The 16,350-nt window shown below is 50.7% G+C and carries 11 protein-coding genes; 5 read left to right on the plus strand and 6 right to left on the minus strand.

Going from position 1 to position 16,350, the window contains the following annotated elements; all coding sequences use genetic code 11:
- Positions 1 to 134: 134 nt before the first annotated feature.
- The gene (locus IEY24_RS19340; RefSeq protein ID WP_498067799.1) at positions 135 to 1,526 is read right to left on the minus strand and encodes a S8 family peptidase; all 1,392 of its coding nucleotides are present in this window, start codon (positions 1,524 to 1,526) and stop codon (positions 135 to 137) included.
- 169 nt (positions 1,527 to 1,695) lie between these two features.
- Here IEY24_RS19340 and IEY24_RS19345 point away from each other — a divergent pair, with 169 nt between their 5' ends.
- Positions 1,696 to 2,022 (plus strand): ArsR/SmtB family transcription factor, encoded by a 327-nt coding sequence (locus tag IEY24_RS19345; protein WP_188935017.1) that lies wholly within the window; start codon positions 1,696 to 1,698, stop codon positions 2,020 to 2,022.
- Positions 2,012 to 2,506, plus strand: coding sequence for an SRPBCC family protein (locus tag IEY24_RS19350; RefSeq protein WP_188935019.1), 495 nt, complete (start codon positions 2,012 to 2,014; stop codon positions 2,504 to 2,506). Before IEY24_RS19345 ends, IEY24_RS19350 begins: the two co-directional genes overlap by 11 nt.
- Before the next feature lie 75 nt (positions 2,507 to 2,581).
- On the opposite strand, the gene IEY24_RS19355 is transcribed toward IEY24_RS19350, so the two are convergent.
- From IEY24_RS19355 to IEY24_RS19375, 5 genes are all read right to left on the minus strand, one after another.
- A complete protein-coding gene (locus IEY24_RS19355) occupies positions 2,582 to 4,000 on the minus strand; it encodes an APC family permease (RefSeq protein ID WP_188935021.1) in 1,419 nt (472 codons plus the stop codon).
- 205 nt (positions 4,001 to 4,205) lie between these two features.
- Positions 4,206 to 5,465, minus strand: coding sequence for an NAD(P)/FAD-dependent oxidoreductase (locus IEY24_RS19360; protein ID WP_188935023.1), 1,260 nt, complete (start codon positions 5,463 to 5,465; stop codon positions 4,206 to 4,208).
- A 23-nt stretch (positions 5,466 to 5,488) separates the two neighbouring features.
- Positions 5,489 to 6,490, minus strand: a complete 1,002-nt coding sequence (locus IEY24_RS19365) for a 4-hydroxyproline epimerase (RefSeq protein ID WP_188935025.1) — start codon at positions 6,488 to 6,490, stop codon at positions 5,489 to 5,491.
- 19 nt (positions 6,491 to 6,509) lie between these two features.
- Positions 6,510 to 7,979, minus strand: coding sequence for an aldehyde dehydrogenase (NADP(+)) (locus tag IEY24_RS19370; protein WP_188935027.1), 1,470 nt, complete (start codon positions 7,977 to 7,979; stop codon positions 6,510 to 6,512).
- A gap of 250 nt (positions 7,980 to 8,229) precedes the next feature.
- Positions 8,230 to 9,168, minus strand: coding sequence for a dihydrodipicolinate synthase family protein (locus tag IEY24_RS19375; RefSeq protein ID WP_188935029.1), 939 nt, complete (start codon positions 9,166 to 9,168; stop codon positions 8,230 to 8,232).
- A 424-nt stretch (positions 9,169 to 9,592) separates the two neighbouring features.
- Between IEY24_RS19375 and IEY24_RS19380 the strand changes: the two genes are divergently transcribed.
- The 3 genes from IEY24_RS19380 to IEY24_RS19390 all read left to right on the plus strand — a co-directional run bounded on the left by IEY24_RS19380 (position 9,593) and on the right by IEY24_RS19390 (position 16,222).
- Positions 9,593 to 10,684 (plus strand): Gfo/Idh/MocA family protein, encoded by a 1,092-nt coding sequence (locus tag IEY24_RS19380; protein WP_188935031.1) that lies wholly within the window; start codon positions 9,593 to 9,595, stop codon positions 10,682 to 10,684.
- Between the two features lie 697 nt (positions 10,685 to 11,381).
- Complete coding sequence (locus IEY24_RS19385) at positions 11,382 to 14,612, plus strand: SusC/RagA family TonB-linked outer membrane protein (protein ID WP_188935033.1); 3,231 nt, start codon at positions 11,382 to 11,384, stop codon at positions 14,610 to 14,612.
- A gap of 26 nt (positions 14,613 to 14,638) precedes the next feature.
- Positions 14,639 to 16,222 carry a RagB/SusD family nutrient uptake outer membrane protein gene (locus IEY24_RS19390; protein WP_188935035.1) on the plus strand — a complete coding sequence of 528 codons (1,584 nt, stop codon included), beginning with the start codon at positions 14,639 to 14,641 and terminating at the stop codon, positions 16,220 to 16,222.
- Positions 16,223 to 16,350: the final 128 nt, after the last annotated feature.

Here is a 16,350-nt window from a genome sequence, read left to right on the forward strand (position 1 = left end):
TGGCATTGGCCAAAATACTTGAACATCTACTGACCCATACCCACAGAGTGTTTACCTGTTTGTAGCCGAAAAGCCAAACAAAAAGAGAGGAACAGCGTATGCGCGCCATTCCCCTCTTAAAAAAAAACATCAATCTACTTGCTCAAAGCCGCATTTACATCCAACCGGCCACCAGTAACCGTCTTACCAGCCAATGAAGGCGTCGGTACGGCGCTGGACAGAATGGCGTTGCGGATCTGCGCGACGGACGCGCCCGGATGTGTGGATGCATACAAGGCCACGGCGCCCGAAACGTGCGGAGTGGCCATAGAGGTGCCGTTGTAAGACGAATAAGAGTTGTAAGCCGTTGTCGAGTTGATCGCCACGCCCGGCGCGCCGATGTCTACGGTAGTCGCACCATACTGCGAGAAGCTTGCCAGGGCACCATTCTTATCTATCGCCGCAACCGAAATCACATTGGGAAGATTGTAATTGGCGGGATAGCTCGCGGTAACGTCGTTGTTGGTCCCGGCGTTGCCGGCAGCGGCAATAAACATGATTCCTGCATTGTTGGCGCGGGCGATGGCATCGTAAAGTGCTTGCGAATATCCTCCGCCGCCCCAGGAGTTGTTACTGGCCACGATATTGATCCCGCGGTTTTTCAGGGTAGTGAGATAGTCGACAGCCTTTACTGCATTCGCCGTTGTTCCACCGCGACGGCCGAGAAACTTCGCGGAAATGAGCCGGATGCTCCAGTTTACACCAACAACCCCTTGCCCATTCGCTTTTCCGCCAATGGTGCCCGACACGTGGGTCCCGTGGTCGTCGAGCGAGCCTTTGGTCCCGCCGTCGTAGATGGATGCATCGTTATTGGCAAAATCCCATCCATTGGTATCATCTGTAAGGCCATTCCCATCGTTATCGACACCGTCTGTGGGATCGGCAGGATTAACCCAAACCTGACCTGCGAGATCGGGGTGCGTGAGCTGAATGCCCTCGTCGATCACACCGACGCAAACCGAAGCGAGGCCGGTTTTACCGGCCGCCCAGGCCGCCGCCGCATTACTCCCGTAAGTGCTCGCCGGGCTCGTTGCAGGGCCGTACATTCCCCAGAGTGACCCGTTTGTGAAATAGGTGTCCGTCGAAATGGCGGTATGATAATACACATAATTGGGCTCCGCAAATTCGACGCCCTCAGCTCCTTTGAGCTCCGCGATGGCCTCCAACACATTTTTATTAACCTTCAAAAGCGCCAACCCCTCTTTCTTACCCGCTCGCTCCATCGCTTTTGTCAGGATTTTCTCTACGGGTTGCCCCTTCACTTTGTCGAAAGCCTTTTGCTTTGCAGCAGCCGACACGCCTTCTTTAAACTGGATCAGCAATTCTCCATCCACAAATTCACTTTCACCACTTGTCCGCAACGAGCTACCGGAAGGCTCCGAAGTTGCTGTTGACTGGTTTTCGACGGAATTTTCCTGACATCCTGCGATTGTAAAAGAGATGATCACAGCAGCAATCATCGTCTTAGATGTCAAGAAGTTGTACATACTTTTCATAGATCAGATTTTTAAGGTGCGATTATGATCTAATGTGCAGAAAAATTACTTTACGGTAAAGAGTTCTGTGCAAACGGGTCAAAATAAATTATAAAAAATTTGCGCAACCCAAAAGTTGCATTTATATTTGCAACCATCAAGTTGCATATTTCGATCGTGTATGAAAGGAGATATTTTTCAAGCTATTGCGGATCCGACGAGGAGGGCCATTCTCGTTCTGATCGCGACGCAATCTATGACGCCCAACGCTCTGGCAGAACATTTTGATACTTCCAGGCAGGCGGTTTCGAAGCACATCAAGGTACTCGCCGATTGCGAGCTGCTCACGCAGAATAAGGTCGGGAGGGAGATCCATTATTATTTCAATCCAGCTAAAATGAAAGAGTTCGACCACTGGTTGACACAGTTCAAAAAACACTGGGAAGACCGTTTTAATCAATTAGATCAACTTTTAATCAACCTAAATTCCGATTCAGATGAAAACTAGCTTGGTAATGAATTTTTCGGTAGACAAGGAAAACAATCGTATCAATGTAGAACGCGAATTTGCCGCTCCGGTTGCAAAAGTATGGGCAGCCTGGACACAAAGCGAGTTGCTCGACCAATGGTGGGCGCCGCGTCCATGGAAGGCCCGGACCAAATCAATGGATTTCCGCGAGGGCGGCAGCTGGCTTTACGCAATGGTAGGTCCCGAGGGCGAAGAACATTGGGCGAAACTCGATTACAAGACGATCAATCCGCAGAAAAGCTTTTCGGGTATCGATGCGTTCTGCGACGAGAACGGAAAACTTAACGAGGAGTTCGCCCGGTCTACCTGGACGAATACTTTCACCGAAACCGATGGTAGCACCACCGTTTCCGTGGTGATTCAATACGATAAATATGAAGACATCGAGCAAATCATGCAGATGGGCTTCAAAGAAGGCTTCACGATGGCGCTGGGTAATCTGGACGAGCTATTGGAAAAGTAGTCAGTTCACTTCATCAACAAACAAATGTGCCCTAAACGGCTATCCGCTTAGGGCACTATCTATTCTATGTGGTCTTTATTCAGCGGCCGCAACGTCCTTCCGTGCCACCATGTAATAAACCGGTATCCCCAGCAGTACAATGATTAGCCCCGGCCAGGTATATTCTGGTTTGTAAATAATGAGCAGCACGCAGAATGCGATACCCATGATAATGTAAATGATAGGCAAAAACGGATAGCCGAATGCCTTGTACGGCCTTGGCGCGTCGGGACGCTTTTTACGGAGAATGAATATCCCGATAATCGTGAGCATATAGAACACCACTACTACGAAGGAGATCATATCCAGCAAATTACCATACTTACCGCTCAACGCCCACAATGAGGCGATCACGCATTGCAGCCAAAGGCCGATTTCCGGCACGGCATTCTTGTTCAATTGCCCTACTTTTTTGAAAAACAGGCCGTCCTTGGCCATCGAATAATATACCCGTGCGCCAGACATGATCAGTCCGTTGTCGCAACCGAACGTGGAAATCATGATCATCACAGCGATAACGATCGTGCCGGCATTGCCGAAGATAACGTGCGAAGCGGCTACGGCTACGCGGTCTTTGTCGGCTGCCGCGATTTCCTGCAAGGAGAGCACGCCCGTGTACATCACATTCGTGAGCACGTAAATGACTGTTACGATAATGGTCCCTAACGCGAGGCTGAGCCCAATGTTACGCTGCGGGTTCTTGATTTCCCCCGCAATGAATGTCACATTATTCCAGGAATCGCTGCTGAAAATGGAACCTACCATCGAGGCAGCAATGGCCCCGAATGCAGCGATAGTGGTGTAAGACTCTATGCTGCCATCCGGACTTAGCTTGTGCAGATCCCACATCCCCTCGCCCCAGTTGGCGGCCCATATTTCGGGTTTCATGAAAATCAATCCGAAAACGATGAGGCCTAGAAGGCTTAGAAGCTTGGTTAATGTGAATGTGGTTTGAATTATTTTGCCGCTGTTCACACCACGTGTATTCGTAAACGTCAGCACAACGATGACGACGATGGCCAGTAGCTGAGCGGGACTTATTTTAAGAAAACCAAGGTCCAATGCGACGAGGTCTTCACTGAATTGCGGGATCAGATAGGCCGTAAACTTGGCAAATGCCACCGCTACTGCAGCGATAGTGGCGGTTTGGATGACCGTAAAAAAGCTCCAACCGTACAGGAAACCGATCAGGGGATTATATGCTTCTTTGAGATAGATATACTGACCACCAGCCTTGGGAAACATGGCGCTGAGCTCGCCGTAGCTTAATGCGGCCGTGAGCGTCATGAAACCGGTGATGAGCCACACGAACATCAGCCAGCCCACACTTCCGGTATTGCGCATGATGTCGGCGCTGACAATAAAAATGCCCGATCCGATCATACTGCCGGCTACGAGCATGGTGGCGTCAACAAGACCTAGTGAGGGCTTGAAAGAGGTGTTTTCTTGTGGCATAAAGGGTAATAGGTTATTAGGTCAGGTTTTAAACTGTGTAAACTACGAAGTATTTGGACTACTCACAATATCCCCGCCCCGCCACTCGCTAAAATGGCCCTTTTAACTGCCGCTTCGCCGCCGCTTAGGCAGCCCCACTTAGGCAGCCCCACTTAGGCAGCCCCACTTAGGCAGCCCCACTTAGGCAGCCCCGCCCGGACCGCACCTATTGATACCGCTCGGGATCGTAAAGCGCCACATCCACGGAAGGTTTCACACGCTCCGCCAGTTCGGCCACGATTTTACCGGTGCCGGGACCAAGACTGATACCCATCATGCCATGCCCTCCGGCCACAATCAGGTTGCTCAGCTTTTTGGAATAACCCAAATAGGGCAAGCCATCGGGCGAGCAAGGCCGGAAACCGTGCCAAATGCGATCCTTTTGCGGAACGGCAACATTCAGTTCAGGGTAATATTGCGGGATGGAATTGACGATGCCCTCCACCCTGTTCATATTGATTTGGTTGTTCAGCGGCGCGAGTTCCATTGTGCCGCCGAAGCGGACCTGCCCGTTCATTGGCGTCACGGCCACGCGGGCTTCGAGGAGCAATGCGGGATGGACAATCGGATGCTCAGCGTTTGGCTCCATGAATGAGTAACCTTTGCCGGGCATCACCGGGATGGACAATCCGGCCTGTTTCGCAAGCTGCGGGAGCCACGACCCGCCGGTCATCACGACCAGATCGCCTTCGTAGGTTTTTGCAGCTGTTTTTACTCTTTTGATCTCTCCGTTTTGAACGTCAAAACCTGTTACTTCTGCTTTTTTGACTATTTCAGCGCCGAGCGCAGTAATGCTTTTGATCAAACCATTGACCAATGCAGTCGGGTACAAATGGGCGTCACAGCGGTAATGCACCGCTCCCGCAACGTCGAGTTTAATACCCGGTTCCAATGCCTGCACTTGCTCGCGGTCGAGCATTTCGATATCGAGACCTAATTGCTGCCCTTGTTTGCCGACATGGATTTCCTCTTCACCGGTTTTGTCGGATTTATAGAGCATTAATATCCCCTTTTCTTCCAGTCCAAAATCCAGTTTTTCGTCGCGAACGAGGTCTTCGTAAAGCTTTTTACTCAACAAATGATAATCCCTCAAATGCGGTGCCGCCCGTTCGACGTTGGCTTCGGTCGCCGCTTTCATGAATTTGAGCCCCCATGAAATAAGGGAAAAATCAAGGGATGGTTTTACATAAAAGGGGCTGCGGCTGTTGAACATCCATTTGATACCCTTCGAAATCATCCCCGGAGCAGCGAGCGGGATAAAATGGCTCGGTACGATCATGCCCGCATTGCCGATCGAGCAGTTATCGAACAGGTCTCCCTTATCGAGCAGGGTCACGCTCCATCCGCTTTTAAGCAAATAATAGGCCGAAGCCAAACCCGAAATTCCGCCACCGATGATGACGGCGCTGCCTCTTTTTGTAGTCATTTGAATTGAAATCTTTAAAAACCCTATATCACCTGGAAACCAAATGCATAAGGGTCTTCTTCGTCGTCGATGAAGATGGTATTGTGGCCGGTGATGACAGCCCAGCCTTCGATGCCGGGGATCATAGCGGGCTTATCCCCTATTGTTGTCTCTTCTTCCACCGTCCCGATGAATTTGGAACCGATAATGCTTTCGTGTACGAAGCGATCGCCTTTTTTAAGCTTTCCCTTCGCATGCCACTGCGCCATACGCGCAGACGTGCCCGTACCGCAGGGCGAACGGTCGATGGCCTTGTCGCCGTAGAACACCGCATTGCGCGCTGTGGAGGTTGGGTCTAATGGCTCGCCGGTCCAGAGGAAATGGCTCAGGCCATTGATATGCTCGTTTTCGGGGTGAACGAATTTATACTGCTCATTCATCCGCTTCCGGCACACGCGGCTCCAACTGATCAGCTGGTCGGCGGTGTAGTTTTCAATGCCTTTGAAATTCTCCTGCGGATCGACGATCGCGTAGAAGTTGCCTCCATAGGCAACATCCACGGTTAATGTGCCCAGGTCGGGGCATTCAACCGTCAGCTTTTCAGCCGCCAGGAATGATTTTATGTTGATGAGCTTAACAGACTTCACCTTCCGGCCTTCCTGTATATATTCCACCAACACCAATCCGGCGGGCGTTTCGAGGCGCAGTTTGCCCGGAACTTTCGGCGTTACCAACCCTTCTTCAATGGCAATGGTAACCGTACCAATCGTCCCATGGCCGCACATGGGCAGGCAGCCGCTGGTTTCTATATATAATACCCCAATATCATTCGCAGGGTCGATGGGCGGATAGAGAATGCTGCCACTCATCATGTCATGCCCGCGGGGTTCGAACATCAAGCCCTTACGGATCCAGTCGAATTCCCTCAAAAAATGGAGCCTGCGCTCCATCATGCTGTTGCCCTCGAGGAGCGGCCCGCCACCTGCGACTACGCGTACGGGATTCCCGCAGGTGTGGGCGTCGATACAGAAAAAAGTTTTACGCATAAAGGCTCCCGGGCTGTTCTTACAGCGCCGATTTGGTTATTTCATTATCCACCGTCCGCCAGATTCCCAGCGGGTTGGCATTTTTTAATTCGTCCGGTAAAAATTCGTCGGGCCAGTTCTGGAAGCTTAATGGGCGGGTAAACCGCTTGATCGCATCCGGACCTACGGAGGTAAACTGGCTGTTGCTCGACGACGGGAATGGCCCGCCGTGGTGCATGGATTTGCACACCTCAACGCCCGTAGGGAAGTTGTTGAAGATAATACGCCCGCATTTATTCTGAATAGAAGCTACCAGCTCGCGATGCGAGGCAAGGTCTTCACTGGTTGCCAGCAATGTAGCAGTCAGCTGACCGTGCAGTTTTTCCGTTACCGCCAACACTTCCTCTGCATTGCGACATTTCACGATCAGTGCGAATGGCCCGAAAACTTCGGTTTGCAACTCGTCGTTGATCAGAAAATCAACGCCCGAAACGGTAGCTACCGTAGCTGCGCCATGACCGTCCGCGGCTTCGTTGGCAGCCACAGCCACCAACTCCACACCCGACTGGCCAATCATCTTCTCACGGTTACCGCGGTATGCGACCGCAATACCCGCATTCAGCATCGGCGCCGGAAGGATATTCACGATCTCCTGGTTCAATGCTTCGATGAAGCCATCCAATGCAGGGTTATCTTCCGTGATCAGTAAACCGGGGTTGGTACAGAACTGTCCTACACCCAATGTCAGCGACCCGGCATATTGTTTCGCCAACTCGCCACTGGCCGTGTTCAGCTTGCCTGGCAGCAGGAATACGGGATTAACGCTTCCCATTTCTGCAAATACCGGAATGGGTTCCTTGCGCTTGTTAGCGACGTCGACCAATGCCAGTCCGGCACGGTTAGAACCGGTAAAACCAACGGCCTTAATCACCGGATGGGCAACCAATGCCTGTGCTTCCTCGATGGTATCCGTGAAAATATGGGCAAATGTCCCTTCCGGAAAACCACTTTTGGCAACCCCGCGACTAATGGCATCCGCCATGATCTGCGAGGTTTTCGGATGACCGGGATGTGCTTTCACCACCACAGGACAGCCCGCTGCAATAGCGCTCGCTGTGTCTCCGCCCGCAGTAGAGAATGCAAACGGGAAGTTACTCGCACCAAAAACGGCCACCGGACCGAGTCCTACATTCGTTTTGCGGATATCAGGCTTGGGCACGGCGCGTTGCGGATTGGCGGTATCGATGCTCGCATCCAGCGAATAACCTTTTTCCACCGCTTCGGCATAGCTCCTCCATTGAAACACAGTCCGAGCTTTTTCGCCATTAAGGCGCGCCTCGGGCAGGTTGGATTCGGCCATGGCAGTTTGCACGAGCTCGGGACCAAGCGCTTCGATCTCGTCGGCGATGGTGTTCATCAATGCAACCCGGCGGCGTAAAGCGTAGGCGTTCATCGCTACGAATGCCTCCTGGGCTTTTTCAAGAATAAGGTCTAAATCGGACAATTTCATAATTTGATGTTTTGACAAAAGGGTAACAATCCTAGCCTCGAAATCTAACGATATCCAAAAGCTTTTTTGTCAATATTACAGTTATTGGCTGGGTTGAGACCATCCGTAGAACAGGAAACCCCTCCGGTTGCCCAATATTTGCATTACCGGATCTTGCGACAAACATCCCATTTCCACAAGTATTGCGGTGCGCTGCACCTCCTGAATATCACAAGGCGCAGCGCACCGCAATATTTATAGAAGGGTGGAATTACGCTACCGAAGTGTCAACCGTCAGATTCAGATAATCCGGCAATTCAGGTTGCGTGGCGATGGCCTGATCGATGATAGCGAGTACCCTCTCACGCTCCGCACCAGCAAGTGGCAGACGTGGCGCGCGTACGTATTCGGAGCCGATACCCATTTTAGCAGCTGCCAGTTTGATATTTTGTACCAGTTTAGGATGAATATCGAGTTCCAGCAATGGCAGGTACCAGCGGTAGATCGCCAACGCCTCCTTATATTGGCCCGCTTTCACCAGGTTGAAGATCGCAACGGTTTCTTTAGGGAATGCATCCACGAGGCCGCCGATCACGCCATCCGTGCCAAGCATTACTTCTTCCATAATCAATGTGTCCACGCCGCAGAACACACGGAAACGGTCGCCGAACTTGTTGAACAGGCGCGTTACGTTACTTACGTCGCGGGTAGATTCCTTAATGGCGTGGATATTCGGAACTTTGGCCAGTTCTTCGAACATATCCAGCGTTACCTCGATCTTGTAGTCGAAAGGATTATTATAGATCATGATCGAAAGCGATACACTTTCGGCGATCGTCTTAAACCAGGTCACTGTCTCGTCGTTGTCCGCTTTGTAACGCATCGGCGGAAGGATCATCAGACCATCAGCACCAACACTTTCGGCTTCTTTCGCAATGCTCACCGCCTCGGCAGTAGATTGCTCCGCAATACCGAGAACTACGGGCAGACCAGCAGGAAGGGCTTGTTTAGCATATTTCACCAGCTCCATTTTTTCGGCCCTGGTGAGTGTACTGGCCTCCCCGAGCGAACCGCCAACGATCACCCCGGTTATACCTGCTTCAACCTGCGCTTCGAGGTTCTTGCCGAACAGCTCAAAATCAACCGTATCATCTGATTTGAATGGCGTCACCAACGCGGGGAAAATGCCGTACCATGCTTCTTTGTTCATATCCTGCTTATGTTAAAAATTTTAGTTCAAAATTAATCCATGCTTCCATGCGGATATTCACATGTTTTAATCAATTCCTTACATATTTTAACATACTCCTGAAAATCCCCTCAAAGCTTGTTTTCGACGAACACTACCTGTGCCAATACTGTTTCTCATTTATATGGGGCAGGAAGCCCATAATGTGTCGCATCAAGATTGGTAAAGTTCCAATGAAAAACGGTTTGCACTGCACTTTTTACATTGTCAGGGCAATTTCCAGGCAGGTAAAGAAAATGTATCAACGAAACCGGATTTTCTTTCACTAGGGCCAAAACAGGACGAAAACGGATTTTAATGCCTAATTTTGATGCTCAAACATGGCTGCCCTGTTGCATGCCGCTTGTTCCTGCTAACCCATAATCTTAACATTTATCTTTAATCTATGTCATCTTTTGAAAACGAAAGCCCCATCCGCGTACTGGTAGTCGGTTGCGGGAATATGGGTGCTTCCCATGCCTTTGCTTACCAGCTTCTGGACGGTTTCGAGATCTGCGGGATCGTTTCGACAGGAAAAAGCAAAGAGGTACTCAATGAGAAACTCGGCGGCGGTTATGCCCTTTTCAATGACTACGAAACAGCATTGAATGAGACGAAGCCCGATGCGGTCTGCATTTCAACCTACCCGGATACCCACGAAGATTTCGCGGTGAAGGCACTGGAAGCCGGTGCGCACGTGTTTATCGAGAAACCGCTTGCCGACACCGTTGAAGGCGCGAAACGAGTAGTGGAAGCCGCCAAAAAGGCCAATAAGAAAGTTGTAGTAGGTTACATCCTGCGCGTACACCCGTCGTGGGAACGTTTCGTAACCGAAGCGCAAGGCCTGGGCAAACCGCTGGTTATGCGTATGAACCTCAACCAGCAAAGCCACGGCTACATGTGGGGCGTTCACCGGAACCTGATGAAGAGCCTCAGCCCGATCGTCGATTGCGGCGTGCATTATATTGATGTGATGTGCCAGATGACCCGCTCGAAACCGCTCCGCGTAAATGCGATCGGTGCGCGCCTTACCGAGGATATTCCGGCCGGAAATTACAACTATGGTCAACTTCAGATCTGGTTTGAAGACGGTTCGGTAGGCTGGTACGAAGCCGGCTGGGGCCCGATGATCAGCGAAACGGCGTTCTTTGTGAAAGACGTGATCGGGCCGAAGGGTTCAGCGTCGATTGTTGCCAAAGATGCGGGCGGCACCGGAAAATCATCGTCCGTAGAAGCACATACGAAGACCGAGTCAATACGTGTACACCACGCTGATCTGAACGGTTCGGACGAATTTGTGAAAGAAGACACCTGGATCAACCTGGAAGACGAGCCGGACCACCAGGAGCTATGTAACCGAGAGCAACGTTACTTCCTGCGGGCAGTCACCGAAGATCTCGACCTAACCGACCATTTGCAGGATGCCGTGATGAGCCTTCAGATCGCATTCGCCTGCGACGAGTCGGTGAAGACCGGCCGCACCGTGGACCTGGCCTGATCATATGCTGCTTTTTCAAAGCCCTGCTTTCAGATCTGAAAGCAGGGCTTTTTTTATAGAATTTTAGCTTGAAACCGGCCGTATTATACCCAATAATTATAGGATTTTTGCAAAATACCGTCGTTCAAATTAGACCTGTGAACAACGGTCATTCTGTCCTAAATTACCATATAACTGACTGATACATTGCAAATAGTGATAATTTTGTACAGTTCAAATGCAAACGTTTGCATAAATAATTCTGCATTTTTCCTTCCCCTTTATTCGAAATCTATTGTTAAATATTATAATATTGCAACGCGTTTTTCTTAAAGACTTTTATTAACGCCAACTGGCGACACCAATTATTTTTAACCATTTGCCTGGCAGATGATCGGCTGCAGCCCCGAAAGTCCGCCATTCATTCCAGCCTCCGTCGGAGAAAACGTGACGTTATCTTTTGCCTTATTGACATAGTGCAGTCAGGACTTGTGATCATGATTTGATTTCAAAAACCTTGGCAGGGATAGTCGCGGCATTCATGGAATGTGATTTATTGAATACCAACTATAATTATTTAACTACTCACCGAAACATTTTAACTGTAAACCGTAAACTATGACTAAACAAAAAACGCAAAAGCCTAACGAACAGACATCTATGACTAAAATTCGTGTTTTCCAAGACTGCATGAGAAACGTTTAACAAGCCTTACTACATGAAAAATACCGATACCCACCAGTGGTTGCTCCAAATGAGGAGCATCCGTAACTCTCTATTGCTCCTGCCCGCGCTCGCAAGCCCATTGCTGGTGAACGCAGCCCTCGCCAACTCCGGCATTACAACGACGATCCGTGCTGACAAAACGATCAAAGGAAAAATCACCGACAAGGAAACCAACGATGGTCTTCCAGGTGTGAACGTTGTTGTGAAAGGCACCAGCACTGGTACCACCACCGACGGAGACGGAAACTACACCCTTTCTGTACCTGATAATGCTACACTGGTTTTCAGCTTCGTAGGTTACCTCAGCCAGGAAGTGGTTGTCGGCAACCGCACTTCCCTCGACGTTTCATTAGCTACCGACTCTAAGGCACTTAGTGAAGTAGTCGTGATCGGGTACGGTACCGCGAAGAAATCCGACCTTACCGGTTCCGTAGGTTCCGTCAAAGAAGAACAGCTGAGAGAGCGTCCTGCTCCCTCATTGAACCAGGCATTGCAGGGTAAAATCTCGGGTGTGCAGGTGAACGTCAACTCGGGTCGTCCGGGTGGCCGTGCCAACGTACGTATCCGTGGTTTCAGCTCCATTAACTCGTCCAACAACCCGTTGTACGTAGTGGATGGTGTAATGCTCCCACAAGGTAACCAGAACCAGCAAAGCCAGGCAATCGACTTCATTAACCCCAACGACATTGTGTCTGTGGAGGTGTTGAAAGATGCTTCATCGACGGCGATCTATGGTGCGCGTGGTGCCAACGGGGTGATCATGATCACAACCAAAAGAGGTAAATCGGGCGAAAGCACCATAACCTACGGCCTCGACCTGAGCGTACCGACAGCCGGTCCGAAAAGAGCTAAAGTATTGAACGCCCAGCAATATATGGACGTGGAAGACCTCGCTTACAAGAACATGGAGAAGTTCGACAAGGCGGGCTGGGATGCTAAAAAATATGTTACGCACGATCCGCAGGTGCGTCGTGCCGCATTGGCAGCTGCTCACCCCGACGTTTTCACTAAACGTGCGGATGGTACGTTTGCGCCCAACTACGACACCGACTGGTTCGATGAATCGACTCAGCACCGTGTTTCTCAAAACCACCAGCTCGGCTTCAGCGGCGGTAACGAAAGAACAACCTACTCGTTGTCACTCAACTACCGCGACGACCAGGGTCTGATCAAGACGTCTTACCTAAAACGTTATTCAACCCGTTTCAGCATCGACGACCAGGTGAAGAAATGGTTACGTCTGGGTGGTACTTTGAGCTACAACAACCAGGCCGAAAACCTGGTCGACATCAACGACGCCGTGCCTCGCCAGATGGTGGAAGACTTCCCTTTCCTTCCAGTGAAATGGCCGGACGGAACGTATGCCAACAACCGCGACTATCCCGGTGCAGAAGGTTCTATGAGCTCGGTACACCGTCTGAACGGTCGCAAGTTCAACCTGAACACGCAAACAACCCTGGGTAGCCTCTACGGAAACGTTACACTTGCAAAAGGCCTTGAATTCCGTTCGGTACTGGGTATTAACGTGATCAACCAGGAAGTTAACCAGTCGCAAACGCGTACACTCACGCCGGGTGAACTGGGTACAGCGAGAAAAGAGAACAGAAAAGAGACGTTCTGGTCTTGGGAAAACTTGTTGACCTATAACAAAACATTCGGCATCCACTCGATCAATGCTCTTGCCGGTATCTCATGGCAGGAAACGAATGTGGCTACAACCGGTGTAGGTGCTCAGAACTTCTCGACCGACTACTACACTTTTGACAACCTCGGTGCGGGATCGGTAGCGCCTTCGTCCAACCCATATGTGTCAGGTGCGTCGCGTTTTGCATTTAACTCGTACTTCGGTCGTTTGAACTATACCTTGCTCGACAAATACCTGGTAACAGTGACAGGCCGTGCGGATGGTTCTTCGAAATTCGGTGATAACCATAAGTTTGCATTCTTCCCGTCGGCCGCCCTTGCCTGGAAAGTGTCTGATGAAGAGTTCCTGAAAGGCAACCCGATCATTTCAAGCTTGAAAGTTCGTACCAGCTACGGTCTGACGGGTAACTCGGAAATTCCTCCATACTCGTCGCTCGGCTTGTTGCGGTCTAACTACGCTACTATTTACGGCGACACGCGTTTCGGTGGAACAGGGATCAACAGGCTTGCCAACAACGATTTGCGCTGGGAAAAAACAGCACAAACCGACGGTGGTCTGGAAATCAGCTTCCTGAAAGGCAGAATCTCACTCGAAGCGGATTACTACTACCGCAAAACTACCGACATGCTCCTAGATGCGCCCGTACCACGTACAAGCGGCTACGCGACCATCCGTCGTAACATCGGCTCAATGGAGAACAAAGGTTTCGAATTTGGTTTGAACACGGTTAACATCGAGAAGCAAAACTTCTCATGGAACACCAGCTTCAATATCTCGTTCAACAGAAACAAAGTATTGTCGCTGGCAACCCCTGCGGACATCTTCGGAGTGGGCGGTCCTTCGATCACCAACCAAACCAGCGTTATCCGCATCGGCGAACCGGCAGGTGCATTCTGGGGACTTACCCGTCTGGGAACTTGGAGCGAAGCTGAGGCCGATCAGGCTGCCAAATTCACCAGCTACCGTGGTAACCTGAAAATGCTGCCAGGTGATATCAAATACAAAGACGTGAACGGCGACAATGCGATCACCGATGCCGACCGCGGCATTATCGGTAACGGTTCTCCGAAAGGATGGGGATCACTTTCCAACAGCATCCGTTTCCATGGCTTCGATTTGACCCTCGACCTGCAATTCTCGTATGGAAACGACCTGATGGACATGAACCTGCACGCCAGCGAAGACCGCCAGGCATTGGCTAACAGCTACGCGACCGTGCTGGATGCATGGACTCCTCAAAACCAGAACACGCCGATCGCTCAAATCCGCGATACCAAAGCTGGTTACGTAACCAACGTGGACACCCGCTGGATCTTCGACGGATCGTTCATCCGTGGCCGCAACCTGCTGCTGGGTTACAACATCCCATCGGAAATTGCCAGCAAGTTGAAAATGAGCAAACTGAGACTTTATGTTTCTGCTCAGAACTTCTTTATCATCAGTAAGTATCCGTTCGGCGACCCAGAGCAAACCCCTATCCGCGGTGGCGATGCCGACAACGTATTCTCACAAGGTATGATCTGGCACAGCTATCCTAAACCAACCACGTTCCTGGGAGGTATTCAGGTTGCATTCTAATCAACGGGACCGTTGTTCTATTCAAAATGACATTCAGCATGAAACTTAATAACAAAAAATTCTATCAACTTTTGCTCTGCGGAGCGATCCTGCTGGGACCGACAGCCTGCTCCGATTTCCTCGATGAGCAGGATCCGTCGAACCTTCAACCGGATACCTTCTACACCATCCCTGACCACGCGGAAGCGGCCATTGCAGCTACTTATGCGGATACGCGTTTCTTCGGCGATGGTGCGGGTATCTTCTCAGCCAACTGGCAAATGCTCGAAGCCCCTACCGGTACCGCTACCACCGAAACAGGCCAGAACTCCGACCTGAACAACTTGTACGCCCTCATTTACGACGGTAACACAGGGCACATCAGCAACTGGTGGAACGGCTTGTACCGTGTGATCGCGAATGCGAACCTGGCAATCGAAAAGATCCCGGGTATCCAGTTCCCGGCTGCCAACGAATCTCAGAAAGTGAGACTGCTCGGCGAAGCACGCTTCCTTCGTGCATGGGCTTACTTCTATGCGGTAAGGTTGTGGGGCGATGTGCCTTTGATCACCAAGCCACAGACGGCCGAGTCCGAGGACTTCTTCGCTGCAAGAACACCTCAGGAGGAAGTTTACAAATTGATCGTCGAAGACCTCCAAGCTGCCGAAGCTGCCGGTTTTGCTGATTTCAACACCAATGGACGTGTGTCAAAAATGGCGGTGAAGGCTTACCTGGCGAAAGTATACCTGACAATGGCAGGTTTTCCTTTGTCGAAGGGACAGTCGCATTACAAGCTGGCAGCGGACAAAGCGCTTGAAGTAATCAAATATGCGAAGGCTAACCCTTCTACCCTGGGCCTGTTCGCTACTTATAAGGAGTTGCACGATGAGAAACTGAAAAACCGCATGGAGCACCTGTTCCAGATTCAGTACAACACCGCGGTGGCAGGTTTCCCGCTGAACGATTTCTTCCCGAACTTCAAAGCGGTAACCTACTCGGGACCTTCCGGAACCGGCAGCACAGTGCCTACATTGTCGTTCTACAACTCATACGAGACAGGCGACCTTCGTACCAAAGATCAGGACGGCTGGTTCTACACCAGCTACTATACCAATGGTACCGGCGATAAATTTGAATTGGGCGCTCCTTACGTGTTCAAGTACTTCAACATCGCTGCGTTGGGCGGACCGGGCATTACGCCTACCCGTTTGAACAACCTGAACGTAAACCAGATGCGCTATGCCGACGTACTACTTATGTATGCAGAAGCACAGGCGGAATTGGGTACTGTTGATCAGGAAGCCTACGATGCATTCAAAGCCATCCGTGACCGTGCCAAGCTGAAAACTCCGGCAATCGGCACATTCACTCCTGCTTCTTTCAAAGAAGCGGTTTGGCGCGAGCGTTGGTATGAATTTGCTTACGAAGGCATTACCTGGTTCGACATGGTACGTTTGCGTAAGGTGTTCGTTGAGGCGAGCAAAACTTTCGACAACTTCGTGGGCCACAAAAACATGAACGTGAGCGGTGGTGCTGCATTGCAGGAAAAACACCTGTTGTTCCCGTTGGGTATCCAGGAAATGAGAAACAATCCGAACCTGAAACCTCAGAACCCGGGTTACCAGCAATAATTTCTTATCTGCTTTATAAAAGCCGGCGCTCATCTGAGGGCCGGCTTTTTTCGTTCTTACAACTGAGCCCCGCCCCGAAAGTCATTTTCTCTTATATTCACAGCCTAAGTTTACCAAAGCGATTTGTA

This window comes from Dyadobacter endophyticus (assembly GCF_014641595.1).
GTDB classification, from domain to species: Bacteria; Bacteroidota; Bacteroidia; order Cytophagales; family Spirosomataceae; genus Dyadobacter; species Dyadobacter endophyticus.